The sequence below is a fragment of the Undibacterium pigrum genome (assembly GCF_003201815.1).
Taxonomy (GTDB): Bacteria; Pseudomonadota; Gammaproteobacteria; order Burkholderiales; family Burkholderiaceae_D; genus Undibacterium; species Undibacterium pigrum.
Genome location: NZ_QJKB01000004.1, coordinates 81916 through 108504 on the forward strand (window position 1 = coordinate 81916; position 26589 = coordinate 108504).

Below are 26589 nucleotides of genomic sequence, written 5' to 3' on the forward strand. Positions count from 1 at the left end.
GAATGAAGGAATAAGATGAATACAATTCTGGCTGTAGTTGCAGCTTATCTGATCGGCTCTTTATCATTTGCGGTGGTCGTCAGCAAATTATTTGGTCTGGCTGATCCGCGTACTTATGGCTCAAAAAATCCCGGTGCCACCAATGTTCTACGCAGCGGGAATAAGGCCGCGGCTGTGCTGACTCTGCTGGGTGATGCATTCAAAGGCTGGTTGGCAGTATGGCTGGCAATCAGGTTTCAGGACCAGTTCCAGTTTGATGACAGCAGTATCGCCCTGGTGGCGCTGGCCGTGTTTATTGGCCATTTGTGGCCAGTGTTTTTCAAGTTTGTCGGTGGTAAAGGGGTGGCCACTGCTGCCGGCGTCCTGATAGGCATAGATATCTGGCTTGGTGTAGCGACTCTGGCGACCTGGATGATCGTTGCGTTTGCTTTCCGTTACTCCTCACTTGCCGCCTTGATCGCATCGATTTTTGCACCTTTCTACTATGGTTTGTTATTTGGCCCCGACGTAAAAATGCTGGCCGTAGCCATCATGAGTGGCTTGCTGGTGTATCGTCATAGCCAGAACATTGCCAATCTGATCGCTGGCAAGGAAAGTCGCCTGGGTAGTAAAAAGGCCGAGGCAAAAGAAGAAAAGAAGAAATAAATCTAGATTATTTTGCAACCCCCAATTATGATTAAAAAATAGCATGCTTTTTTAATCATGATTGGGGGTTTGCTTATGTTGGCTCAAATTTCGGCTCAATTCCTGGCTCGATTTGTGAAATTGTGGATGCTCAGTGTCTTGTCTATGGCATTGCTGAGTTTTTCAGCCATGGCCGCAGAGCGTGGCAGCGCCAATGAAGCAAAGGCCATGGTGCAAAAAGCCATCGATGCGATGAAAAAGCATGGCATTGATGCAACCATCAATGAAATCAACAAGCGTGATGGTCAGTATCAGGACCGTGACCTGTACGTGGTCGTGTATGACATGAACGGTAAAAACCTGGCCCACCTGAATCCCAAGATGGTGGGTAAAGAAATGATGGATCTGACCGATGTCGATGGTAAATTCTTCATCCGCGAGCGTATCGATTTAGTGAAAGCCAAGGGCAAGGCCTGGCAGGATTACAAGTTCGTCAATCCCACTACCAAACAGATAGAACCCAAGTCCATGTACATAGAAAAATTCGAGAATGTCATTGTTGGCTGCGGTATCTATAAATAGACAGGCAGCATCGCAAGAATCCTGATCATGCCGCAACAAGTTCTTGCAAGGGCCAGCGCGGCCTGACATTGAAACCATAATCCCGCGTCGCCAGGCCGGGATTGTTTTTCAGGCGCATGGCTCCCGCAAAGGCAATCATCGCGCCATTATCGGTACAGAATTCCAGCTCAGGGTAATACACCTGAAAGCGCTTCTTGGCCGCCGCTGCATTGAGCGATGCACGCAATTGCAGGTTGGCGCCGACACCACCGGCAATCACCAGACGCTTCAAGCCACTTTCCTTCATCGCCGTTACGCACTTGGCTGTCAGCACTGCAACGATGGCATCGACAAAGCCACGGGCGATATTGGCCTTATCCTGCTCACAGATATTGGCTGGATGATTTTTGACGACGGTCAGTACTGCTGTCTTCAAGCCAGAAAAACTGAAATTCAGGTCTTTGGAATGCAGCATAGGGCGCGGGAATTGATAGGCCGCCGGGTCACCAAATTCTGCCATGCGTGAAATCGCTGGGCCGCCAGGATAAGACAGTCCCAGCAATTTGGCTGACTTGTCAAAAGCTTCACCAGCCGCATCGTCCAGGGTTTCTCCCAGCAATTGATAGCGACCCACGCCATCCACCCGCATCAATTGTGTATGACCGCCAGATACCAGCAGGGCGATAAAAGGAAATTCTGGCGGCTTGCTGGCCAGCAGAGGTGATAGCAAATGCCCTTCAAGGTGATGGACACCCAGCACAGGCTTGTCCAGCGCCATGCCAAGGCCGCAGGCAACCGATGCCCCCACCAGCAAGGCACCGGCCAGGCCTGGTCCCTGGGTATAGGCGATGGCATCTATGGCTTGTTTGTCTACATCAGACTTAGTTAATACTTCGGTCAGCAAGGGCAGGGCGCGGCGTATGTGATCACGCGAAGCCAGCTCCGGCACGACGCCACCATATTCCTGATGCATGGCAATTTGTGAGTGTAAGGCATGCGCAAGCAGACCGCGCTCTGTGTCATACAGGGCCAGACCGGTTTCGTCACAGGAGGATTCAACGCCGAGAACTATCATGTTTGCTTCTAAATGGGAGGGAGTGTAAGCCATTGCACCTGCGGGCAGGAACGCCATACGGGGCATTTTTCATTTCAGGCCCGGAGATTGGAGCGATTCTTGCTATGACTCGTATAACGTAATTATATCTGGCATGGGCCATCAATGCGCAGCAAAGCAAATAATGACGATGCGATAACATCAGCTGGCCTCAGTCTGCGGATCGTGGTCGTGAATACCGTTATCCAGAGCGAGGATGAATTGCATGAGGACTCTCAGGCGCAACTGGCGCGTTCACGTGCCTTGCGCATAGGCTTGCTGCAAGCGGGTTATAACATCATCGCTGTCATCCCCGGTGACATCTATATGAGTGAGCGCATCACCCAGTTACAGCCGGACATGATCATCATCGATGCAGAATCTGATTCGCGCGATGTGCTTGAACACATGGTTATGCTGACACGTGATGCACCACGCCCCATCGTCTTGTTCACTGAAGATGGTAGCCAAACCAATATGGCGGCAGCCATGGAAGCCGGTGTTTCTGCCTACGTAGTTGCCGGTTTGCAGTCAGAGCGCATCAAGCCTGTGCTGGATGTTGCCATGGCACGCTTCAATGCCGATCAAAAGCTGCGCAGTGAATTGTCTGATACCAAGGCCAAGCTGCAAGAGCGCAAGACCATAGAGCGTGCCAAGGGCTTGTTGATGGAGCGACATCATTTGTCAGAAAACGAGGCCTATCAAAAAATGCGTAAGCAAGCCATGGAAAAAAACCTCAAGCTGGTTGATCTGGCCCAGCGCATGCTGGACGTGGCGGATTTGCTGGGCGGCTGAGTCCAGACTTGTGCATACAAATGGTGCAATGCGTCATTTGAGTGCGAAGTTTTAATTGGATTGCAGTTGCCTGGCTGGTTTAGCCATACAAATCCTGATGTTCGGCCTGGCACGGCAATTGCTGTATCAAAAACAAAGTGCCAACGCTGGCACTTTAAAAGTGAGCCTGACTAACGGCGGTCACCTCACCAGACAAAGGTGTCTTTCCACACGGTTGATCCGTGGCGGGATGGCACCTTTTTTCGTTATATAAACTATTAAAGCTGGAGTGCAGACATGTTGAATCAGGAAGCTTCTCACAATCTCATCAAGACGCAGGAAGAAAATGAACCTAATTTCAAACGTCGCAGTTTCTTGCAAACTGCTGCACTGGCAAGCGGGGCGGGCATCATGGGTTTGAGCACAGGTGGGGTATGGGCTGCAGGATCAGACAAGCCAGAAAAGGAAGAAGTCAACATAGGCTTCATCCCGCTGACGGATTGCGCATCCGTAGTCATGGCGTCTGTACTGGGTTTCGACAAAAAATACGGTATCAAGATCATACCCAGCAAAGAATCTTCCTGGGCCAGTGTGCGCGACAAACTGGTCAATGGCGAACTGGATGCTGCCCATGTGCTGTATGGCCTGATTTATGGTGTGCAACTGGGCATAGGTGGCAATAAAAAAGACATGGCCGTGTTGATGACACTGAACAATAATGGTCAGGCAATCACCCTGTCTAAAAAGCTGGCAGAGAAGGGCGCAGTTGACGGCGCTGGCCTGGCCAGGCTCATGCAAACTGATAAGCGTGAATACACTTTTGCCCAGACTTTCCCCACGGGCACACATGCCATGTGGTTGTATTACTGGCTGGCAGCAAATGGCATCAATCCCCTGAAAGATGCCAAGGTCATCACCGTGCCGCCACCGCAAATGGTGGCCAACATGCGGGTAGGCAATATGGATGGTTATTGTGTAGGTGAACCCTGGAATCACCGGGCGATTGCCGATGGCATAGGTATCACCGCAGCAACGACACAGGATATCTGGAAAGACCATCCAGAAAAAGTATTGGGGACCACATCTGAATTCGCACAGAAGTATCCGAATACGGCACGCGCTGTTGTTGCAGCCATCCTCGATGCCAGCCGCTGGATAGATGCATCCCTGTCCAACAAGACCAAGATGGCAGAAACCATCGCCGATAAATCCTATGTGAATACCTCGGTTGATGTCATCAATCAGCGCATTTTGGGGCGATATCAAAATGGTCTGGGCAAGACCTGGGATGACCCCAACTACATGAAGTTCTTTAATGATGGAGCGGTGAATTTCCCTTATCTCTCAGATGGTATGTGGTTCCTGACCCAGCATAAGCGCTGGGGTTTGCTGAAGACAGATCCAGATTATCTGGCGGTGGCAAAAGCCGTCAACCGCATTGACATTTATAAGGATGCGGCGACGCTGGCTAAAGTGTCGGTGCCCAAAGACCCCATACGCAGCAGCAAGTTGATGGATGGTACGGTGTGGGATGGCAAGAATCCGGCTGCCTATGCAGCTTCTTTCAAAATCAAGGCTTAAGGAGTGGTGATGAATACCTTGGTACATGGTGCAATGCCCGCGGCTGACGATACCTCCGCCGCAGCAGCAACAGTGACGGAAATAAAATTGGCAAAGCAAATCAAACCCAAAGCAGAAAAGAAAGTTCGATCTTTCCGGCCTTTTTTTCTGCGCGTGTTGCCGCCTTTATTTGGCATAGGCATGCTGATACTGATATGGGAAATTATCGCCCTGAAGAACACTAGCTTTCCTTCGCCATGGGTGACTTTGCAGGAAGCCATCAAGGTTTTTTCTGATCCCTTTTATCAAAAGGGACCTAATGACCAAGGCATAGGCTGGAATATTTATGCCTCGCTGAAACGTGTGGCGGTCGGCTTTGGCCTGGCCGCAGCGGTGGGTATACCGCTGGGCTTTTTAATAGGCCGTTTCAAGTTTTTATCTGGCATGTTCAATCCCATCATCAGCCTCTTGAAACCAGTGTCTCCACTGGCCTGGTTGCCTATAGGTTTGCTGGTATTCAAATCGGCCCACCCGGCGGCGATCTGGTCTATTTTTATTTGCTCTATCTGGCCCATGATCATTAATACTGCAATCGGTGTGCAGCGCGTCCCGCAAGATTATATGAATGTCGCTCGCGTACTGAATTTGTCTGAATGGAAAATCATTACCCGCATTCTTTTGCCTTCGGTTTTACCCTATATGTTGACCGGCGTCAGACTGGCGATAGGCACAGCCTGGCTGGTCATTGTCGCGGCAGAAATGCTGACCGGTGGTGTAGGCATAGGTTTCTGGGTATGGGATGAATGGAATAATCTGAACGTGCCGCACATCATCATCGCCATCGTTGTCATAGGCCTGGTGGGCCTGATACTGGAACAAATTCTGGTGGCGATAGCGCGCGCCTTTACTTACGAAGATGTGGGGACATGATCATGAAAGAAGTCGATAGCAAGTACATAGAAATCAATCAGGTAGAAATGGTTTTCAATACCAAAAAGGGCAGTTTCCATGCGCTGCGCGATATCAATCTGAATGTCAAAAAAGGCGAGTTCATTACTCTGATCGGTCATTCCGGTTGCGGCAAATCTACCTTGCTGAATTTGCTTGCTGGCTTGACCACTGCCAGTGCTGGCACCCTGTTGTGCGCAAACAGAGAAATTTCTGGTCCGTCCCCAGAGCGTGGCGTGGTATTCCAGAATCATTCTTTACTGCCCTGGCTGACTTGTTATGAAAATGTTTTCCTGGCAGTCGAGCGTGTATTTGGCGCGACCGAGAATGGCACGAAACTGCAAAAACGTACCATGCAGGCCTTGTCACTGGTGGGGCTGACACACGCAGAAAAAAAACGACCTAACGAAATTTCTGGCGGCATGAAGCAGCGCGTGGGCATTGCCCGCGCGCTGGCAATAGAGCCCAAAGTCTTGCTCATGGATGAGCCTTTTGGCGCACTTGATGCGCTGACGCGTGCGCACCTGCAAGATGAATTGCTGAAGATAGTCGCCAAGACACAATCTACCGTAGTCATGGTCACTCATGACGTGGATGAGGCAGTATTGTTGTCAGACCGTATCGTCATGCTGACCAATGGCCCGGCAGCGACCATAGGTGAGATTTTGCAAGTAGATCTGGACAGACCGCGCGACCGAGTTGCCTTAGCGCAAAATCCACAATATGCGAAATACCGTACCGAAGTGCTGGAATTTTTATATCATCGTCAGTCGCATCCTGTACATGATGCGGCTTGAATTTTCGCCTGGATGTGATAAAAAAATCCACCTGAAATTGCAATGAAGAAACCTTGCTCTTTTCAAGAGTAAGGTTTGGTTTTTTCCTGCGCCTGCAGTGGAAAGAGAATGTTTCCGCAGGTAAATGCGCGAAGAGATTGCTATTTACGCAAAATTTACAATATGAAATATAAATATCTAATCATTTCTCCAAATGAAAATTAGTTTTCATTTTTAATGCTGCCAAAGGCGACAATATGTGCGGAAAAGCCGTGAATCTATGAGAGAATGCATAATCCTTTTGGAAACATTTTTTCACAGATTCACAAGAGTTTGTTGATGTAAAATTGGCAAGATAATACCTGAAATCAGTTTTATTGCTTTTGCTTAAGAAAATTGCATAATAGTTCATGTATTCACCCGATTTGTAGCAACAGGTTCAGCTTATTTTTTTGATTACATGACATGTTTCGCTGGCTTTTTCTTAATGAAAGTGCATTAACGCCTGCCGAGCACGCTGCATGGAAATTAAGTGCACTACGTATCATTTTGATGTCTGGCTTTGTGCTGGAAGCGGCAGTAGCGATTCACAGTTCTCTGGATGCAATCGCAGTTGGTGCCTATCAGGTGTTGTGGGTAGTTGGCTTTTTTTATGTTGTGCTGGCATTGGGTTTGTATTATTCATCCCGTCATTTGCGTGCTGGTGCCGCCATCCTCATAGCGACGGTGTATGCGTCCGCGTTTGCCATTGTCAGCCTCATCAATCAATACGAGATTGCCAAGTTTGGCTATATCTTCATCTATACAACGCCTGTCATTGCCCGCCTGTTTTTTGGTACGCGGCTGGCCATAGGCCTGATGGTTTTTAACATCCTGCCTTTTCTTTTACTGCTGCTGAACCGGCCTTTGCTGAACATACCCGGCTTTGATATCACGCTGCCTGCCAGTAATACCTATGTGCAATCGCTACTGTTCCTGTTCTTCAATGCCTGTGTTCCTCTGGCTGTGTTCAGGGTCTTGCACGAACTGGACGTGTCAGCATTACGGTATCGCCAGGCCAGTGTTGCCCTGGCTGTCAGCCATGCCCAATATGAAGAAGTTTTCCAGAATGCCGGATCTGCCTTATTGCTGACGGATGCCAGCGGGCAAATTTTGCAGGCGAACCAGCTGGCCAATAATTTGCTGGGACGTCATCCGGATGACAAGGATGAATCTGCCTTGTTTGCCTGGTTGTCGCTGGATAATAGTGTGCGCCTGAAAAGCCCCAACAGCGATGAGTCAGAAAACATGCGCATGTCAGCTTATCGCACACGTGATGGCAAGCTGGTGGCACTGGAAAATATTTCCCAGACCTCGACTGACCATTACATCGTTGCCCTGCGTGATGTCTCTGGCCTGCATTCCATGCATCATGCATTGCAACTCAGCTTGCAGCGTGAAGATTATCTGAGCCGTCATGATGCCCTGACCAATTTGCCCAACCGGGACATGTTGCGCAGCCACTTGCAAGACGTGCTGGCAAAAAATGACGATACCAAGGTAACAGCCCTGGTTTCTTTTCGCTTGAATAGTATACGCCACGCCAATCAGCAATTTGGTGCACACACTGGCGATATCCTTTTGCGCCGCTTCGCTGAAGAATTATCGCGGGCCTTACCAAAAAATTGTTTTTGTGCGCGTTTGCGCAGCATCGTATTTTCCTTTGTCGTCGAGAATTCGCGTACCCCCGGTGAAATCATCAAACTGGTAGAAAAAGTCAGGAATAATTTGCCCAAGGAAATGGACGTCAATGGTGAAAATCTGTTGATACAATTCTCTGCTGGTATTGCCCTGGTCAGGCCGGAAGATCAGGAGCCTGATGACCTGATACGCCGCAGTGAAGTGGCGCTGGATACCGCGCGCCGTTCCAGTGATCAAAGCGTGACTTTGTTTGATGAAGAAGATGCCCTGCAAATACGCCGCAGCGTGGAGATTGAAGTTGGTATCGTCAATGGACTCAAACAAAATGAATTCCGTCTGGTGTATCAACCCAAAGTTGATCGCGAAGGCAAGATAGCAGGCCTGGAAGCCTTATTGCGCTGGGAGTCTCCCAGCCTGGGCAATGTCGCACCGGCAGAATTTATCCCTATTGCTGAACGTGCTGGCCTGATACGCCTGATCAGCAACTATGTCATGAACCAGGTATGCTGTCAGGTCAGGGACTGGTTGAACCGCTATGCCGATTGCCCTGTCATTGCCCTGAATTTGTCAGCAACCGATATTGCCCGCAATGACTTGTTGCAGCTCATCGACAGTTGCTGCAATCGTTATGATATTGCGCCGTCTTATATAGAATTTGAAATTACCGAGACTGGCCTGATCGCCAATGAAGCCCTGACCATACATCACCTCGATGAACTCAAGGCGCGGGGTTTCAATATCGCGATTGATGACTTTGGTACTGGTTACTCGTCCCTGTCCAAGCTCAGCCACTTCCCGGCGCAGAGTGTCAAAATTGATCGTTCTTTCGTGGCGCAGATAGGCTACAACAAGAAAAGTGAAATGATCATCAAAGCCATTATCTCGCTGGCTAACATCCTGTCTTGTCATACTGTTGCAGAAGGTGTGGAAAACGAAGCCCAGGAAAGCTTTCTCAAAGAGATAGGCTGCGATTATTTCCAGGGATATTATTATTACAGACCGCTGGAGGTTTCAGCGCTGGAATTGTTACTCACTGAAATGCCCGCCAAAGAAGCACTGCCTCCCTACCAGTTCAAACTAGCCTGAATACCTGCTCGTCATCATTCCTGAATATGTATAAATGAATTGTGATGAGCTGCACAAAAAAATTTGTGCAAAGCGGTATCTCAGCAATTCTCACATCACAGAAATTAACAATCACTGTCAACGCCTTCCACGCAATCGCGTTGGATAGTGTAGATTGCTTCTTTATGTGTTGTTGGGTTTGACTTAATTGTTTGGTTTAATTTTCTGACTTAATGCGTTCGCCTTTAATCGGTTTTCTTATTTGGTTTTGCTTAATTCCAACATTTTGCACAGAGTAACAATTTCGTCTGCACGTTTTGATAATTTCAACTACACTAAAGTTGTAGTGTGCTGGCGGGCAATTAATCTTTTTGATTTGTATGCGTTCGGATTGATTTGATATTGCTGCCAGCCCGGTTCGGTATTTGCAAGTTCACTGCTTATCCATGGAGGTCGGGATGAATATCTTTGACAACTACACCGCACGGTATGAACGGACTCGTGAAGAAGAGTATTCCATGCAGGAATACCTCGATCTTTGCAAAAAAGACCGCCTTGTCTACGCCAGCGCATCTGAACGCATGCTGGCTGCCATCGGTGAGCCTGAGCTGGTCGATACCCGGCACGACTCGCGGCTATCACGTATCTTCTCCAATAAAGTCATCAAGATCTATCCTGCCTTCCGCGAATTCTATGGCATGGAAGAAGTCATAGAACAAGTTGTTTCCTACTTCCGCCATGCGGCGCAAGGTCTGGAAGAACGCAAACAAATTCTATATCTGTTAGGGCCTGTCGGCGGTGGTAAATCCTCTATTGCTGAAAGATTGAAATCCCTGATGGAAAAAATCCCCTTCTATTGCATCAAGGGGTCTCCCATCAATGAGTCACCTCTGGGTCTGTTCAACGAAGATGAAGATGGCCTCTTGCTGGAAGAAGATTTTGGCATACCACGCCGCTACCTGAAAAATATACCCAGCCCCTGGGCTGTCAAACGACTGCATGAATTTAATGGCGACATCAATCAATTCCGTGTGGTCAGGCGCTACCCCTCGGTACTGAAACAGATTGCTGTGTCCAAAACTGAACCAGGGGACGAAAACAATCAGGATATTTCTTCGCTGGTAGGTAAGGTTGATATCCGCAAACTCGAAGAGTATGCGCAGGATGATCCTGATGCCTATAGTTATTCAGGTGGTTTGTGCCTGGCGAATCAGGGGTTGATGGAATTCGTCGAGATGTTCAAGGCACCGATCAAAGTCTTGCATCCATTATTGACTGCGACCCAGGAAGGCAATTTTAAAGGTACAGAAGGCTTTGGTGCCATACCATTTGAGGGCATCATACTGGCTCACTCAAATGAGTCAGAATGGAAAACCTTCAAGAACAATAAAAACAATGAAGCCTTCCTTGATCGTATTTATATCGTCAAGGTACCTTACTGCCTGCGCGTTAATGATGAGATAAAAATTTACGACAAACTAGTACGTACGTCTTCACTGGCAGCAGCACCATGTGCGCCAGGTACACTGAAAATGATGGCGCAATTTGCCGTGCTGTCACGTCTGAAAGAGCCAGAAAATTCCAGCATCTTCAGCAAGATGCAGGTGTACGATGGTGAAAACCTCAAGGATACCGACCCCAAGGCCAAATCACGTCAGGAATATGCTGATTATGCCGGTGTCGATGAAGGCATGAATGGCTTGTCTACGCGCTTTGCCTTCAAGATATTGTCCAAGGTCTTCAACTTTGATAATACCGAGGTGGCAGCCAACCCCGTGCATTTGCTGTATGTACTCGAACAGCAGATAGAACGTGAGCAGTTTGCGCCCGAGGTCGAACAGAAATATGTGTCCTATATCAAAGAATACCTGGCGCAACGCTATGCCGAATTCATAGGCAAGGAAATCCAGACGGCTTACCTGGAAAGCTATTCAGAATATGGTCAGAATATTTTCGACCGCTATGTGACTTTTGCTGACTTCTGGATACAGGACCAGGAATTCCGAGACCCTGATACAGGCGAGAGTTTTGACCGCGATGCGCTCAATAACGAACTGGAAAAAATCGAAAAACCGGCAGGCATATCCAACCCCAAAGACTTCCGCAACGAGATCGTCAATTTCGTACTGAGGGCAAGGGCGCAGAATGCCGGCAAAAATCCAGCCTGGACCAGTTATGAAAAACTGCGCACCGTCATCGAGAAAAAAATGTTCTCGAATACGGAAGAATTATTGCCTGTCATTTCTTTCAATGCCAAAGCCAGTGCAGATGACTCCAACAAGCATCAGGAATTTGTCGAGCGCATGGTCGCCAAAGGTTACACGGCCAAGCAGGTACGCCTGCTATGCGAATGGTATTTGCGTGTCAGGAAATCTTCTTAATTGATGCGTGACTTTAAGCGTAACTGATTTGCAGGGAAATTTCAGGGCAAACGGGAGAGCATTTTGGTTCATCTGATTGACCGGCGTGTCCAGGGTAAAAATAAATCTGCCCCAAATCGCGAACGGTTTTTACGTCGCTATAAGGGGCAGATCAAAGATGCTGTTGCCAGAGCAGTCAAAGGTCGTTCCATCACCGATATAGAAAGTGGTGAACGCATTTCCATTCCAGTCAAGGATGTCAGCGAACCTACTTTTGGCCATGCCCACGGTGGTGTGTGGGAAGGTGTGCAACCTGGTAACGAGCAATACCAGCGCGGTGACCAGGTTGCCAGACCCAAGGGTGGCGGTGGAGGTGGTTCAGGTAAAGGGCAGGGTGGTAATAGCGAAGACCCCAGCGAAGATGATTTTGTGTTCCAGTTGTCACGCGAAGAATTCATGAATTATTTCTTCGAAGATCTGGAATTGCCCAATATGGTCAAGACGCAACTGACTTCGACGACAGACTTCAAGAGCCAGCGTGCTGGCTACAAAACATCGGGCACGGCTTCCAGCCTGCATGTACTGCGTTCTCTACGCGGCGCGATGGGGCGGAGGATAGCAGTCGGTGGCAAATCGGCCCGCAGATTGAAAGACGCAGAACAGGAAATGACAGTCTTGCTGGAAGTAGGTGTGGATCCTAAAGAACCTCACTTCGTCGCATTGAAACAGGAAATACATCATCTGCGTACCCGTTTGCTGGCCATCCCCTTTCTTGATCCATTTGATCTGCGTTACAGTAACCGCGTCAAAGTGCCCAAACCAGCTAGTCAGTGCGTCATGTTTTGTCTGCTGGATGTGTCCGGTTCCATGGATGAGCAAAAAAAAGATACGGCAAAACGTTTCTTCATCTTGTTGTATCTGTTCCTGACACGCGCTTATGAAAAGATAGAAGTGGTCTTCATCCGCCATCACACAACGGCACTGGAAGTCGATGAAGAGGCGTTTTTCCATTCGCGTGAGTCTGGCGGCACCATCGTTTCTTCTGCCCTGAATTTGCTTGGACAAATTGTACGCGATCGTTATGCCGCATCCGACTGGAATGTGTATGTGGCCCAGGCCTCCGATGGTGATAACTGGGACAATGATTCTGCAACTTGCAAGCAATTGCTCGTCAATACCATCATGCCCCTGGTGCAGTATTATGCCTATGTGGAAATTACTGATGGCCAGCCGCAAAACCTGTGGCTGGAATATGAAAAAGTCGCCGAGCAAAGTGCGCACTTTGCGATGCAAAAAATAGAAACGCCGGCGGATATTTATCCGGTCTTTCGGGAACTGTTCAAGAAACAGCCAAAATGAGGTAATCCATGGAAAACGACCATGTCAGCCCCAGAAAAAAACATGCACGCGCCTTGCCAGAACAATCGGAATGGACGTTTGAGCTCATCGAACAGGCTCACGAGGAAATACGCCGTGTTGCCGAGCAATTCGGCCTTGATACCTATCCCAATCAACTGGAGATCATTACTGCTGAACAGATGATGGATGCCTATGCCTCGGTAGGCATGCCGGTGTCATATAACCACTGGTCTTTTGGCAAGCATTTCCTGTCGACTGAAAAAAGTTATAAACGCGGGCAAATGGGCCTGGCTTACGAGATCGTCATCAATTCCAATCCCTGTATTTCTTACCTCATGGAAGAAAACAGCCTGACCATGCAGGCCCTGGTGATAGCACATGCCGCCTATGGACATAATTCCTTCTTCAAAGGTAATTATCTGTTCCGTACCTGGACCGATGCCGATGCCATCATCGACTATATGCTGTTCGCCAAAAACTATATTGCCGATTGCGAGCAGCGTTATGGCATGGAGGCAGTGGAATTGATCATCGATTCCTGTCATGCCTTGCAAAACTATGGCGTGGACAGATATAAACGCCCAGCCCGTATCTCCCTGGCCGAAGAAAGAGAGCGGCAGGAAGAGCGGGAAAAATACATACAATCCCAGGTCAATGACTTGTGGCGCACCATACCGCGTCGCAATGAAGCGCCGGGAAGCCTGGTCAAACAACGTTTTCCACCGGAACCACAGGAAAACCTCTTGTACTTCATAGAAAAGTATTCACCCCTGCTGGAACCCTGGCAGCGTGAAGTGGTGCGCATCATACGCAAGGTGTCGCAGTATTTCTATCCACAACGCCAGACCCAGGTCATGAATGAAGGCTGGGCTACTTTCTGGCACTACACCATCCTGCATCAGCTTTATGAAGAAGGCGTAGTTGGCGATGGTTTCATGATGGAATTCTTGCAAAGCCATACCAATGTCGTCTATCAGCCGCCAGTAGGCAGCCGCTATTTCAGTGGTATCAATCCCTATGCCCTGGGTTTTGCCATGATGCGTGACATACGCCGGATTTGTGAAAACCCTACGGCAGAAGACCGTGAGTGGTTTCCTGATTTTGCTGGTGCCGACTGGAAAAAAACTTTGCAGTTTGCCATGCGCAATTTCAAGGATGAGAGTTTCATTGCGCAGTATCTGTCACCCAAACTGATGCGCGACTTTCATTTTTTCTCGATACTGGATGATGACAGCAAGGATAAGCTGCTGATTTCAGCCATCCACGATGAACATGGCTATCGTTATCTGCGTGAGCAACTGGCAGGGCAATACAATCTTGGTAACCGTGAGCCAAATATACAGGTGTGGTCGGTAGACATGCAGGGTGACCGCGCTCTGACTCTGCGCCATACCCAGTACCGGCGTCGCCCCCTCAATCCACAAACCGGGGAAATGCTGAAGCATGTGGCCAGATTATGGGGGTTTGATGTTTATCTGGAAACGGTTGATCCTGAATCCAAAGTGCTGGCGCGGCAAGAGTGCAAATGGGAAAAACGCAACAGAGCCTGAGTTTTTCTTGCTGGCAGCGCAAAGCCTCTAAATCCAGATAGCGACAGCCCTGTCTATCGGTTAGAATGAAAAACACCCATCAGAAGACGGAGACGCACCATGTATCTGGACCACCCAAAAATTTCTGCCACCAATAGCGAAACCGAACCGGACCGCATAGAACGTCTGAGCCGCGTCTATGGTTATGCAATGGGATTGGCAGATATTGATGGCAATACAGAATGCATCACCAAACTGGCCAAGATACATGACCACAAGGGCACGCTGATGGTGATCTGGTATGAGGCGCCGACCCAGGCTGAAAAAAATTATTTCGTGCGTGCCTGGAATAGTCGCATCGGTGATGAGACAGAAATCGTCGAGCATGCGCTGATGCTCAATGAACCCATTTCCAACGCCGAGTAAATTCTTGCCTGCAGGGGAGGGAAGTTGCTTCACTCCCCTAACTCTTCTATATAGATAGATTATGGCCATGTTTACCAGACTATTTTTTGCTATTCAATAAGCGCAAGCCATTCAATACCACGAGTACACTGGTGCCAGCGTCAGCAAATACTGCCATCCACAGGCTGGCATGCCCAGTCAGTGCAAGGCCAAAAAACACGAATTTGACGAGCAAGGCAAAGCTGATATTTTGCGTCAGTATGCTTGCAGTACGCTGCGAGATTCTGATCATTTCTGGCAGCTTGCGTAAATCATCCTGCATGAAAGCCACATCTGCTGTTTCCAGGGCAGTATCACTGCCTGCTGCCATGGCAAAACCGATGTCGGCGCGCGCCAGGGCCGGGGTATCATTGATGCCATCGCCACACATGGCTGTTAAACCTTTTTCGCCATATTTCTGTATCGCGCTCAGCTTTTCCGTGGGCAGCATCTGGCTCTGGAATTCGCTGATACCGGCCTGTGCGGCGACGGCCGCAGCAGTTTTAGCATTGTCACCGGTCAGCATCACGGTTTTGATACCCATGTCTTGCAGCTCAGCCAGTGCCGCACGGCTATGTTCACGTATTTGATCTGCCAGTGCCAGCAAGCCCAACAACTGATTCCCCTGACACAGGAATAGCACGGTATTTGCGGCAGCTTCCAGTCTGCTTAACTCTTGCTCCAGTGCGGCAGGCTGTTTGCCTGGTGCATCCATAGTTTGCAGGGCCTGCCACATGGCTTGATTGCCGAGATGATAGTCAAGTCCATTCATCTCTCCACTGACACCACGACCGCGACCTTCTTCAAACAGCTTGATATTCGTCGCTGTCAGCAGCGGGTTCTTGCAGGCATTCAGCAAGGCGATGGCAAGCGGATGGCTGGAATGCGCATCCAGGCTGGCAGCCAGTGTCAGTATGTCTTCAGCACTTTTCTCGCCTAGGCTGACGGTTTCTATTAATTGTGGCTTGCCAGCTGTCAGGGTGCCGGTTTTGTCAAAAGCAATGGTTTTCAAATGCCTGGCCTGTTCCAGATACACGCCGCCCTTGATGACGATGCCACGTCTGGCCGCCAGTGCCAGGCCACTGACGACGGTCACCGGGGTGGAGATGACCAGGGCACAAGGGCAGGCAATCACTAGCAATACCAGGGCGCGATACAGGCTGTCATGCCAGCCATGTTGCAATAGCAATGGTGGCAATACCGCAAGCAATATGGCAATCACAAACACCACTGGAGTATAAATTGCTGCAAAACGGTCAACAAAACGCTGGGTCGGGGCGCGCTGGCCCTGTGCTTCTTGCACTGATTGCGCAATCCTGGCCAGCATGGTGGATGCCTGCACTGCTGTCACCCTGACTTGCAGCAAGCCGCTTTGGTTGAGGCTGCCCGCATAGACCAGGTCGCCAGTCTTTTTCTCTACCGGCATGCTTTCGCCGGTAATAGCTGCTTCATTGATGCTTGACTGGCCATTTTCTATGATGCCATCCAGTGGCACTCTGTCACCTGGGCGTATCTGTATGCTTTTTCCCAGTTCGACACTCCCGGTTGGGACACTAAGCCAGCTTCCATCCGCTTGTTGCAGCAAAGTGGTTTCCGGCGCTTGTGAATGCAGGCCCTGGATAATATTGCGTGCGCGGCTCAGGCTGGCGGCTTCTATCAGTTCGGCAATGGCAAACAGCCAGATCACCATGGCAGCTTCTGGCCATTGACCGATGGCAGTTGCACCCAGCACGGCTGCTGTCATCAGTAAATGGATATTCAGGCTGAAGTGACGCAAGGCTATCCAGCCTTTTTTTAGTGTAGGGATACCACAACTGAGTATGGTGCAGAGTGCCAGCAGGGCAATGACGAGTGAATTTTCATCACCGCTATACCATCCCAGCAATTCTGCTGCAATGGCTGCCAGGCCGCCCAGGGCGACTGGCCAGTAGTGCAGCCAGCTGCGTGCAGACACGTTTGCAGCTTGTTCTTTTATAGTTTGTTCGCCGGTGAGTTCTATACCTTGCATGCCTGTACCAGCCAGACGTTGCTGAATGGCTGCCATATCCGCTGCTTCATGATGTACCGTCAGCACACGGTTGATGAGGTCAAATTCCAGCGCCAGCACACCGGGCAATGAAGACAAGGCCTTGCGTATCAGGGCTTCTTCAGTCGGGCAATCCATTTGTTCGATCTTCAGCCTGAACTTGCTGGCGCTGGATGGCAAATTGGGCAAGTCTGGTAAGCCAGGTGTCACTATGTCCACCTTGACAGGCGATTTCTCATGATGATGTTGATGGCTGCAGCAGGTATTTTTTTCAGACATTTGCATCTCTCAGCGATAGTTTACAATGAGTGTAAACTGTGGAGTCACTACAGGGTCAAGGACAAATTTCCTGTCATAATTCAGTTGAATATTGTCTGCTTTATCACTCATTTTAAACGGAGTACCCATGCGCATCAGTGAACTGGCGAACGCTACCGGCGTTGAGATAGAGACCATACGTTTTTATGAAAAACAGGATTTGCTGCCAGAGCCAGCACGTGAAGAGAACGGCTATCGCAGCTATACGCCAGCGCATCTGGAGCGCCTGTCTTTCATACGCCATTGCCGCGCTCTGGATATTCCCCTGGCAGACATCCGGCGGCTGGTTTCTTTCATTGCCAGCCCGCTGGAAGATTGTGGGGATATCAATGAGCTTATCGACCAGCAAATCAGCCGCGTCAAGGCCAGGTTGAAAAGTATGCGGGCTTTAGAGAAACAATTGACACAACTGCGGGCGCGTTGTGATGAGCAGCATCAGGGCCAGGAATGCGGCATTCTGCATGAACTGGTGGCTGCAGCGCATGGCGAAGCTTGTGCCTGCCATGCGCCGGGTAAATGAATTAATGTGAAGCCGGATTAGCGGATTTTTAAATCACCCAGCAAATCGGAAACACCGGCCCAGCCAATTTCTATGCCTATGCATAGCAGAATAAAGGCAGACAGGCGCAACAATACGATGGCACCGACATCACCCAGCATTCTTTCCATATTGCGTGCAAAGCGATAACAGAGATAAATCACCAGACTGGTCAGCAAGACGCCCACCAGAGAGGCAACGCCGGTAATGATCCAGTCCACAGGCTTGTGTGGCATCTGCGTGCCCAGCGTGACTGAAGCAGCGATGGTGCCAGGCCCCACTGTCAAGGGGAAACTGAAGGGGTAAAAACTGCGCTTGCGCAATTCCTCCCTGCTCCAGCTACCGACATGTGAAGCGGCGACAGAGTTGCGCAAATTATCCTGGCCCTGGTCATTCAATAATTTCCAGCCAGCCATGGCAACCACGATGCCACCGGCAACCCTGACGATAGGCAGGGAGATGCCAAAAAAATCCAGCACATACGAGCCGACGAAGATGGCGCCTATTAACAGGAAGAAGCAATTCAGGGCAATACGCTTTGCCAGGCGGTTAGCCAGTGGTGGTTCTATAGGCCCTGTCATGGACAAGAAAATAGGGGCAATAGCGATAGGGTTCAAAATAGGTAGCAAGGTGACCGGTACTACGATCAGGGCCTTGAAAAAAATGATCATCGTGATGCTCATGCCTGCTCCATAAAAATTTGTTTCGATTATGCATGAGAAATGCGGGAACTGCGACTCTGGCGCTACGTAGCGATACAAATAATTGCAGTTTGGCAGATGTCGCCGTATTGTACAATTGTAGCCTTGCCGGACTACAGGCAGTGAGAGGCTTGCATGATATTCAGGATAAAAAATCTCGTCGTTGTTACTGGCATGATACTACTTGGGGCATGTCAGACTGCACCCTTGTCTTTTTTGAGCGGACGCCCTGACCGTCCTTTGCTGAACCATCAATATCCTGTCCGTATTGTATCGGTAGATCAGTCCCTGTATTTCCGCGGAGAAGTTCAACTTGCACCCGGCAAGCATATGCTGGTGGTAGAACTGGCTCACTCCGGGTCGCATATCCCTACTCAGAAAACCATGTTGCTGGATGTGCAGGCATGCACCCGGTATTACATCGTGGCAAAAAAAGAATCCATCATGGAAAGCAAGTGGGAACCTGTCATATTTGACAGTGAACAGGTAGGTGGCTGCAATCCGGAAGATGAATGGAAAAAGGCAAGTGCCAGCGCGCTTGTCAAATCGTCTCAATAATAAGCACCGCGCTATCGCACGATAGCCGAGCCGCCAGGGCAACACTGTCCGGTTAATGTACTTCCGTACTCCCGTTTTGCGTATTTGATGCAGCACCAAGCGCCAGTGCCGATATTTGCTTAGAATATGCGTATTGCCCTACACTTTTTAGTGCCTAAATGAGTTTACGCTTTTCGCCTTTGCTTCCACAGCATCAGGATTTACTCTGGAATTTCTTGCATATCGCCTTGTGGGACCCCTCACCGGCTGGCTTGCGTCCACTGGAAACCCTGCAATTGCCGCCAGTTCGTATTTATGCCGAGAACTGGGGGCGCGACAGTGATCTTGGCGTGATTGCCATCCTGGAAGGTGAAGCAGACCCCATAGGCGCGTGCTGGATGCGTCTGGTGCCAGATGGCATGGGTCTGGCCTTTATCGATGAACAGACGCCGCAACTGGGGATCGCCCTCTTGCCTGCATATCAGCACAAGGGTTATGGCAAGTCCATGATGCTGGCGGCGCTGGATGTGGCGCGTCAACACGGTATCAAACAAGTTTCCCTGACTGTGCATCCTCAAAACCCGGCAGCGGGCATGTATGCCTCTTGCGGTTTTGTGCAAACCGGCGTCAGAAATTCCTATCTGCTGATGCAGGTCACATTATAAAAATTAACAAAACAAGAAAGAAGTCCATGCCTCACTTTACTCTGGAGTATTCCAGCAATCTGCCAATTCAAGCCAGAGATTTACTGCTGAAAATTAATGCCTCTCTGGTTGAAAGTCAGCACTTTCAGGAAATTGATATCAAGAGCAGGGCGATACGTCTGGAAGATGTAGTGATAGGCACTACGCCAGATGAGCGTGCTTTCCTGCATGCCAAACTGGCGATATTGACAGGGCGCAGCGCCGAAGTAAGACGACAGTTATCAGAGCGTGTATTGGTAGTGATACAGACTGCACAAACCTGGCCGCAAGGGCTGGATGTGCAGTTGTGCGTTGAGGTACTGGAAATCGATAAGGAAACTTACGCGAAGGCGCATCTGGCAAACTGAAAAAAACAGAACACGCCTTCATGATCAGAGCAGCTTAAAAATCAAATTTCAATTCACCGACGACAGTGCGTTGCGAGTAGGGGTGAAAGGCCCAGTATTTTTTATTGTTCAGATTGTCTATACCTACAGACGCTGTCCATTGTCTGGCCAGTTGATAACGCACACGCACGTCAGCAACCACAAAACTTGAAAAACCCTGGTAGGTAAAGGCATTGCTGTCGCTGTTATCAAGTGAACCGTATTGCTTGCCGCTATAACGCAAGCCCAGGGTGGTACTGAGCTTTTCATCAGGGCGATAGCTGATGACAAAATTGGCGCGCCAGGCTGGTACGCGTGGTTGCCATTTGCCTACACTGACTGGGAATTTGTCATTCCGGGTAATTTCGGAATTGGCATAAGTCAGGCTGGCTGCCAGATCCAGGCCACGGGTGTAAACATCACTTGCCTGATAAGCGAGTTCCAGCCCTGTGGTGTGGATTTCATCGACATTCTGGATATTCGTTACATTCGGTGTGACCAGGGTATTCACTTGTGAGTACAGGGCATCCCTGGTTCTCTCGTGGAACAGGGTAGTGCGTAAAAAGCCCTTGCCTTCATTCAGCACCCGTTCGGCTGTCCATTCTGTAGTCCAGGATTTTTCTGGTTTCAGGTTGGGGTCATTATTGACGATGGCTGTGGTGGAAATACTGCCCTGATACAGTTCAGACACGGTAGGCATACGCACAGCACGACCTGCTGATGCTTTCAACGTCCAGTCTTCATTGGCCTTGAGGGCGATTGCTGCTTTTGGAGAGAAATAATTCTCCTTGCGTCCGGCGAAGAGCAGGGTGGAACTGGCATTTGAAATAGCACCGCGATCTGCCTGCCATTGTTCAAAGCGGCCACCGATAATGGCTTTCCATGCCGGATTGATGCGCCATGCATCTTGCGCATACAGGCTCTGTAACTGGGTATTGCCCTGGAAAGCAGAGAAACGCTTGACTGCACCACCATTGATCCAGTCATCGGTATCAGATACCTGGGTGCGCATTTGATAGGCTTCACGCTGATAGCCAAATTCTGCAGTATGTTCTGGATGTGGGCGCCAGATGCCTTTCAGGGCCAGGGTATTCCAGCCTGTGCCTGCACCATCGGTGATGCGTCCGGCACCACCTGCATCTGCCCGGGGGATGGCAACTACAGGTGCGCGGGCGATATCCTTGCGGTAGTCGTACAGGCTGGCCGCTACTTCCCAGTCAAATACGCCTTTGGTATTGCTCTTCAAATTCAGACCGTGGGTGATGTGTTCCAGCTGGTTTTTGCTGTTGGACATATCAGTCGGGGCCAGGGTATATTTTTTACCGGCGATATTGATGTCGCCGCTATACACTGCATTGCCCGTTGCATCACGCAGATAGCTTTCGACCCCGCTATTCATATTGTTGCGCCAATAGCCGAAGGTATAGCTGGCACGTAAAGTCGGGCTAAGCTCATAGGCCAGCTTGATCTTCGCATGGTCTTGCGTCGTATGGTATTGACCGGTCGCGCCCAGAACCCACCAGTCCAGGCCTTGTGGGTTTTTGTCGGCAATCGCACCCGTCACAGCTTTTCCTTCTGTACTGCTGACACCCGTAGATGCCAGTTTGTTGGCGAAGACGATAGGGTGGCCATCGCTATCTAGCTGGTTCACATTCAGCCACCATGAGAAAGCCCCTTGCTTGTTGCCCAGGCTGGCGCTGAGCTGCTTGCCACTATAGTTTTTGTCCGTACCATATTGCTGGAAATTCTCGGTGAATCCCACCAGCTTGGCATGGGCTTCAAACTGTCTGGGCATACGCGTCACGTAATCGACTACTGCACCGACAGAATTGCCTGCATAGGCGGCTGAGAACGGTCCATACAATACATCTACCCTGTCAATTTCTTCGGGCGTCACCAGACCCCAGCGCGGTGTAAAACTTGCGCCATTACCCAGCAGGTTGGACAGCAGGATGCCATCGGCATACACCATGGAGCGTGCGCTATTGCCCGTGCCAGAGGCGCGTGTCGCCAGCACTGCATGGTTGTAGTCACCGATATAGCGTTTGCGTACCAGCAGGCTGGGCAGGTATTTCAAAGCATCTTCTGCATCGATGGCATTGATGGTCTGCTCCATAGTCCTGGCATTGATGCCTTCTATGGTCGTCGGTATTTCCTTGGGAAGGGAAGACGGGCGGTCGCCATTGATGATGACGCGTTCAGCCGTGCTGGTGTTTTCTGTGGTTTCACTGGCCTGCACGTCTGCAGGCAGGAAGGGGAAGGCGGCTGCCATGGCAACCACTAGTGCGCGCAAACGCACTGTGCGTAAAGAATTCGACATAAGGATACTCTAAAAAATTGGAGCGCATGCGAATGCGCAATGCATGCCAGGCAGCACAGGACAGGAACATGTCACAGGCATGGCAAGCTTGAATAAGACCGGATTTTTTAGAGGGAAGGAGGCCCGCGTGCGGGCATGGGTGCTGCAACAATGCTCGCCAGGCGTGCCGCCGGGATGGAGCGCGTTGCATACGACAAGGCATGTGGCGCAGCGCAAACGGAAGTCTGCGGGAAATCAGCAGGCAAGCTGGCGGCCAGACACATGGAGCAATCCAGCAAGTGCGTCATGCTCTTGCCAGTTTCCTTGACTCCATCGCCATCCGCTTTGACAAACTTGTAACCAGTGCTGGTACATATCAGGTTCATGCCCTGTTCGCCAGATTTCACCACAGATGATGCCATGGCAACACCCAGCGTCAGTACATACATAAGCAGTACTGCACGCACCAGGTGGCGAAAACACGACAGGGAAATGCGGCGGGCGGACATGGGGCGGCATTGTATCACCCTTCTGTGCGACGACAAATTTGCTGTTGGAACTCAGGAAAAATAAGCAAGCTGACATCAAATCAGGCAAATTTGGGGATATCATGGCGATTTTCGGGGCAAGTCTGCGCTATGCCGCAGAATGGCAGGCAGCAAAATCTGGCTATCTTGATATCATCGTCTGGATTATTTCAGCTTTGTCAGATAGCAGTGCGTTATTTCCCCAATTTACAAACTATTAGATCAACAAGCCCCAGACGGGCATCAGCAGAAGGATAGATCTTGAGACAAGTCAGCCTGGGTCAGCAAATGACCCGCACCAAGCCCATAGACCATAGCGAACAAGTGACCGATGATCAGGGACATAGCTTGCACCGTTCCCTGGGATTGTTTTCACTGACCATGATAGGTGTAGGTTCTACCATCGGTACGGGTATTTTCTTTACCATGGTTGAAGCAGTGCCCAAGGCCGGTCCATCGGTCATCCTGTCTTTCATCATCGCCGCAATTACTGCTGGTCTGACAGCCTTGTGCTATTCAGAATTGTCTTCCCGCATCCCGGCGTCCGGTTCTTCTTATTCTTATGCCTATGCCACCGTGGGCGAGTTTGGTGCCTTCATTGTTGCTGCCTGTTTATTGCTTGAATATGGCCTGGCAGCCAGTGCCACTGCGATAGGCTGGTCGGCATATCTGAATAACTTCCTGACCAATGCCCTGGGCTGGCAAATACCGGAAATGCTGCGCTCGCCGATGATAGTGGCCGGCGCCAATGGCGTGGAATTTCATGCTGGACAATTCAACCTGCCACCCATGGTCCTGGTTGCCATATGTTGCATATTGCTGTTGCGTGGTGCTAAGGAATCTGCCACTGTGAACGCAGTCATGGTCATCATCAAGCTGGTGATTTTGACTTTCTTTGCCGTCGTGGCATTTTCCGGCTTTAATGCCGAGCATTTCACACCCTTCTTTAATACGGACAACAGCAAGGGTCTGGCTGGCATGGCTGGTGTGACTGCTGCTGCCGGAACGGTATTCTTTTCTTTCATCGGTCTGGATACCGTGGCAACGGCGGGGGCAGAAGTCAAAGACCCCAAGCGCAATGTGCCTCTGGGTATCATGGCGGCATTGATCGTCGTTACCGTGTTTTATTTGCTGGTTGCTGTGGCGGCAGTTGGTGCCCAGCCTGCCAAAATGTTTGAAGGCCAGGAAGCCGGTCTGGCAGTGATATTGCAAAATGTGACAGGCAAAGCCTGGCCTGCTCTGATCTTGTCTGCCGGCGCTGTTATCTCGGTATTCAGTGTGACGCTGGTGACGATTTATGGCCAAAGCCGGATCTTGTTTGCGATCAGTAAAGATGGTCTCATCCCCAGCTCTTTCCAGCGCGTACATGCCCGTACCCGTACACCTGTCAGCAACACCATCATGGTTTGCCTGCTGGTGGGTATAGTTGCTGGTCTGGTTGATTCCACTTTCTTGTGGGATATGGTCAGCATGGGTACCCTGGTTGCCTTCATGGTGGTATCGGTTGCTGTTCCTGTTATACGCAAACAAAAACTGGGCGAGGGCGCTGGAGGTTTCCGCGTGCCTTTTGGCCCTTACCTGATACCGGGCTTGAGCATACTGGCTTGCTTGTATATCCTGAAGGACTTGTCGGCCACGACTTACCATGTATTCTTTATCTGGATGGCAGTCGCTATCGCGATTTATTTCTTGTATAGCAAAGCCCATTCACACTTGAATAAACAGCAATAAGCCTGATATTCCTGATGCGCCCAATCCGGGGCGCTTTCAGGAGAAGAGCGAGATTATGAAACTGTTATCACTGAATTTTGCCGCCATCGCTGCACTCAGCATATTTTCAACATGCAGCCTCACTGCACATGCAGAAAATATCGGTAGTGTGGATACTGTCTTCAAGCTCATAGGCCCAGACCATAAGGTCGTGGTGGAAGCCTATGATGACCCTAAAGTGAATGGCGTTACCTGCTATATATCAAGGGCAAAAACCGGTGGTATTTCTGGTGGCCTGGGCCTGGCCGAGGACAAGTCTGATGCTTCAATAGCTTGCCGCCAGGTTGGTCCCATCAGTTTCACCGGCCCCCTGAAACAGCAAGATGAAGTATTCAATCAAAGCTTGTCCATCCTGTTCAAAAAGTTGCGGATAGTGCGCATGGTGGATCAAAAACGCAACGCCCTGATCTATTTAACATACTCTGACAAATTGATAGAAGGTTCACCAAAGAATAGTGTGACCGCTGTAGCAGTTGATCGCACCACCCCCATACCCATCAAATAAATTGCTGTGCTGATATGGGAAAGATAAGCAGGTTTTTCTATGCGGCAACCAATTACGCTTACAATGTAGTTTGTAAGCGTAATTTCCCCTAGCGTACTAATATGACAAGCTCCGCCGCAGCTCCCAAGCTGACCACTGAACAATCCGTTGATGCGCTTATCAAGACGATACGCATCCCGCCCCGTCCCAGCCTCTTGGCGGACGTCCAGGCTGAGTTGGCGGCAAATGACCCGGATCCCCGCAGACTGACCAATATCATTGCCAATGATGTGGCCATGTCGGCATCTTTATTGAAACTTGCCAATTCCTCTTTCTTTGGTCTGCGCCTGAAAGCCAAATCGGTAGAGCATGCTGTCAATTTATTGGGGATTACTCAGTGTGGTAATTTAATGACAGGGATTATTGCCCGGCAAAGCATACAGGTTGAGAAAGTTTCCCTGGTCAAGTTCTGGGACTTTTCTACCAAGCGTGCCCAGGCCATGACACAACTGGCAAGACGCATGCGCGTATGTCCGCCTGACCAGGCCCATACCTTTGGCCTGTTTTGCGATATCGGCATACCGCTGTTGCTGGAACGTTTTCCTGATTATGCAGAAACCCTGGAACTGGCTAATCAGGAAGCGCAGGATACTTTTACTGCAATAGAAGACGGGCGTCATGCCACTTCACATACTGCCATAGGTTCTTTGATGGCACGTACCTGGGGTTTGCCAGAGAGTGTGTCCCTGGCGATACTCCTGCATCACGACTATAGCGTCCTCAATGATCCCAATACAGAAGATTCAGTAAAAAGCCTGATTGCTCTGGCATTGCTGGCTGAATACGGCATACAAAAATACCATGGACAGGAATCATCCTGCGAATGGGAAAAAGGTGGCGACGCTGCTTGCGAGTTTCTCGGTTTATCTGCTGATGAGGTCGAAGACAGGTTTGAAGAATTGCATGAATTATTCAATCATGCGCATTAAGCTTATTTTTTGTAGTTGAGTTTGCAAGCAGTTAAGGTTTTCTGAAGAGCCGCCCAGATTCAGGGGCGGCTTTTTAACAGGTTGGCTGGCAGCATGAAGATAGCCCGCAATAATTCAAACACGCCGTTCACTGCAATGCCAAGTACACGGAAAGGCAGCAACAATAGCCATACCAGTGGATACAACACCAGGGCCAGTATGGCTAAAGGCCAGCAGAGTACAAACAAAATGATCCAGATCAGGAAGCCTAGCATCATTTTTCCTTAAGCGATGATGACGCGCAACAAGCTGCTAATGATAACCAAGGCGATAGTAGCAATGACAACGCCGTCCATGTTTGCTGAGATGTTCATGATATTTCCTTTCAATTCGGGTGGGAGTGATTGCAATGTAGATCGCAGCCAGAAATGCCGCCAGCAGCAAGCGACGAAGTGCAATTTTCTAGTATCGGAATGCGTTTGCAGCGGATGAATTGAGGGAGGTGATTTGTGGTGATGCGGACGTTTCTTGACAGCAGGCCAACGGCCTGATTACAGCTGTTTTCTTCAGCAATTTCTT

The 26589-nt window shown here is 49.8% G+C and carries 25 protein-coding genes; 19 read left to right on the plus strand and 6 right to left on the minus strand.

What is annotated here, in order from left to right; all coding sequences use genetic code 11:
- The first annotated feature begins 15 nt into the window (after positions 1-15).
- Complete coding sequence (plsY, locus tag DFR42_RS14055) at positions 16-645, plus strand: glycerol-3-phosphate 1-O-acyltransferase PlsY (RefSeq protein ID WP_110255641.1); 630 nt, start codon at positions 16-18, stop codon at positions 643-645.
- Positions 646-720: 75 nt separating this feature from the next.
- A complete protein-coding gene (locus DFR42_RS14060) occupies positions 721-1206 on the plus strand; it encodes a cache domain-containing protein (RefSeq protein WP_110255642.1) in 486 nt (161 codons plus the stop codon).
- A 25-nt stretch (positions 1207-1231) separates the two neighbouring features.
- Here DFR42_RS14060 and tsaD read toward each other — a convergent pair whose 3' ends face one another.
- A complete protein-coding gene (gene tsaD, locus DFR42_RS14065) occupies positions 1232-2260 on the minus strand; it encodes a tRNA (adenosine(37)-N6)-threonylcarbamoyltransferase complex transferase subunit TsaD (RefSeq protein ID WP_110255873.1) in 1029 nt (342 codons plus the stop codon).
- A 144-nt stretch (positions 2261-2404) separates the two neighbouring features.
- Between tsaD and DFR42_RS14070 the strand changes: the two genes are divergently transcribed.
- The 9 genes from DFR42_RS14070 to DFR42_RS14110 all read left to right on the plus strand — a co-directional run bounded on the left by DFR42_RS14070 (position 2405) and on the right by DFR42_RS14110 (position 14755).
- Positions 2405-3073 carry an ANTAR domain-containing response regulator gene (locus tag DFR42_RS14070; protein ID WP_110255643.1) on the plus strand — a complete coding sequence of 223 codons (669 nt, stop codon included), beginning with the start codon at positions 2405-2407 and terminating at the stop codon, positions 3071-3073.
- Between the two features lie 276 nt (positions 3074-3349).
- Positions 3350-4633: a CmpA/NrtA family ABC transporter substrate-binding protein gene (locus tag DFR42_RS14075; RefSeq protein WP_110255644.1), complete on the plus strand. Its 1284-nt coding sequence runs from the start codon at positions 3350-3352 to the stop codon at positions 4631-4633.
- Between the two features lie 9 nt (positions 4634-4642).
- Positions 4643-5542 carry a nitrate ABC transporter permease gene (gene ntrB / locus DFR42_RS14080; RefSeq protein WP_110255645.1) on the plus strand — a complete coding sequence of 300 codons (900 nt, stop codon included), beginning with the start codon at positions 4643-4645 and terminating at the stop codon, positions 5540-5542.
- Between the two features lie 2 nt (positions 5543-5544).
- Positions 5545-6357, plus strand: a complete 813-nt coding sequence (locus tag DFR42_RS14085; RefSeq protein WP_110255874.1) for an ABC transporter ATP-binding protein — start codon at positions 5545-5547, stop codon at positions 6355-6357.
- Between the two features lie 444 nt (positions 6358-6801).
- Positions 6802-9102: a putative bifunctional diguanylate cyclase/phosphodiesterase gene (locus tag DFR42_RS14090; protein WP_110255646.1), complete on the plus strand. Its 2301-nt coding sequence runs from the start codon at positions 6802-6804 to the stop codon at positions 9100-9102.
- A 437-nt stretch (positions 9103-9539) separates the two neighbouring features.
- Positions 9540-11462 (plus strand): PrkA family serine protein kinase, encoded by a 1923-nt coding sequence (locus DFR42_RS14095; RefSeq protein ID WP_110255647.1) that lies wholly within the window; start codon positions 9540-9542, stop codon positions 11460-11462.
- 63 nt (positions 11463-11525) lie between these two features.
- Positions 11526-12800, plus strand: a complete 1275-nt coding sequence (locus DFR42_RS14100; protein WP_110255648.1) for a YeaH/YhbH family protein — start codon at positions 11526-11528, stop codon at positions 12798-12800.
- An 8-nt stretch (positions 12801-12808) separates the two neighbouring features.
- Positions 12809-14350 (plus strand): SpoVR family protein, encoded by a 1542-nt coding sequence (locus DFR42_RS14105; protein WP_110255649.1) that lies wholly within the window; start codon positions 12809-12811, stop codon positions 14348-14350.
- Between the two features lie 99 nt (positions 14351-14449).
- Complete coding sequence (locus DFR42_RS14110) at positions 14450-14755, plus strand: hypothetical protein (protein WP_110255650.1); 306 nt, start codon at positions 14450-14452, stop codon at positions 14753-14755.
- 79 nt (positions 14756-14834) lie between these two features.
- Here the strand turns inward: DFR42_RS14110 and DFR42_RS14115 are convergent, their stop codons facing one another.
- Complete coding sequence (locus DFR42_RS14115) at positions 14835-17078, minus strand: heavy metal translocating P-type ATPase (RefSeq protein ID WP_170133530.1); 2244 nt, start codon at positions 17076-17078, stop codon at positions 14835-14837.
- 127 nt (positions 17079-17205) lie between these two features.
- Between DFR42_RS14115 and cadR the strand changes: the two genes are divergently transcribed.
- On the plus strand, positions 17206-17637 hold the full coding sequence (cadR, locus tag DFR42_RS14120; RefSeq protein ID WP_110255652.1) for a Cd(II)/Pb(II)-responsive transcriptional regulator: 432 nt from the start codon (positions 17206-17208) through the stop codon (positions 17635-17637).
- Between the two features lie 17 nt (positions 17638-17654).
- Here the strand turns inward: cadR and DFR42_RS14125 are convergent, their stop codons facing one another.
- On the minus strand, positions 17655-18338 hold the full coding sequence (locus DFR42_RS14125) for a MarC family protein (RefSeq protein ID WP_245936969.1): 684 nt from the start codon (positions 18336-18338) through the stop codon (positions 17655-17657).
- A 153-nt stretch (positions 18339-18491) separates the two neighbouring features.
- Here DFR42_RS14125 and DFR42_RS14130 point away from each other — a divergent pair, with 153 nt between their 5' ends.
- The 3 genes from DFR42_RS14130 (at position 18492) to DFR42_RS14140 (ending at position 19944) form a co-directional block, all read left to right on the plus strand.
- On the plus strand, positions 18492-18914 hold the full coding sequence (locus DFR42_RS14130; protein WP_110255653.1) for a hypothetical protein: 423 nt from the start codon (positions 18492-18494) through the stop codon (positions 18912-18914).
- A gap of 158 nt (positions 18915-19072) precedes the next feature.
- A complete protein-coding gene (locus DFR42_RS14135; RefSeq protein WP_110255654.1) occupies positions 19073-19558 on the plus strand; it encodes a GNAT family N-acetyltransferase in 486 nt (161 codons plus the stop codon).
- A 26-nt stretch (positions 19559-19584) separates the two neighbouring features.
- Positions 19585-19944, plus strand: a complete 360-nt coding sequence (locus DFR42_RS14140; RefSeq protein ID WP_110255655.1) for a 5-carboxymethyl-2-hydroxymuconate Delta-isomerase — start codon at positions 19585-19587, stop codon at positions 19942-19944.
- A 34-nt stretch (positions 19945-19978) separates the two neighbouring features.
- Here the strand turns inward: DFR42_RS14140 and DFR42_RS14145 are convergent, their stop codons facing one another.
- Positions 19979-22282: a TonB-dependent receptor gene (locus DFR42_RS14145; protein WP_245936970.1), complete on the minus strand. Its 2304-nt coding sequence runs from the start codon at positions 22280-22282 to the stop codon at positions 19979-19981.
- A 107-nt stretch (positions 22283-22389) separates the two neighbouring features.
- Positions 22390-22770, minus strand: a complete 381-nt coding sequence (locus DFR42_RS14150) for a DUF2946 family protein (RefSeq protein ID WP_146218853.1) — start codon at positions 22768-22770, stop codon at positions 22390-22392.
- Between the two features lie 44 nt (positions 22771-22814).
- Between DFR42_RS14150 and DFR42_RS14155 the strand changes: the two genes are divergently transcribed.
- The 4 genes from DFR42_RS14155 to DFR42_RS14170 all read left to right on the plus strand — a co-directional run bounded on the left by DFR42_RS14155 (position 22815) and on the right by DFR42_RS14170 (position 26031).
- On the plus strand, positions 22815-23009 hold the full coding sequence (locus DFR42_RS14155; protein ID WP_211324310.1) for a hypothetical protein: 195 nt from the start codon (positions 22815-22817) through the stop codon (positions 23007-23009).
- Between the two features lie 67 nt (positions 23010-23076).
- Positions 23077-24519: an APC family permease gene (locus DFR42_RS14160; RefSeq protein WP_110255877.1), complete on the plus strand. Its 1443-nt coding sequence runs from the start codon at positions 23077-23079 to the stop codon at positions 24517-24519.
- A gap of 55 nt (positions 24520-24574) precedes the next feature.
- Entirely contained in the window at positions 24575-25063 is a 489-nt protein-coding gene (locus tag DFR42_RS14165; RefSeq protein ID WP_110255658.1) for a CreA family protein, read from the plus strand.
- Positions 25064-25164: 101 nt separating this feature from the next.
- Positions 25165-26031: an HDOD domain-containing protein gene (locus DFR42_RS14170; RefSeq protein WP_110255659.1), complete on the plus strand. Its 867-nt coding sequence runs from the start codon at positions 25165-25167 to the stop codon at positions 26029-26031.
- A gap of 59 nt (positions 26032-26090) precedes the next feature.
- On the opposite strand, the gene DFR42_RS14175 is transcribed toward DFR42_RS14170, so the two are convergent.
- Entirely contained in the window at positions 26091-26285 is a 195-nt protein-coding gene (locus DFR42_RS14175; RefSeq protein WP_110255660.1) for a hypothetical protein, read from the minus strand.
- Between the last annotated feature and the right edge of the window lie 304 nt (positions 26286-26589).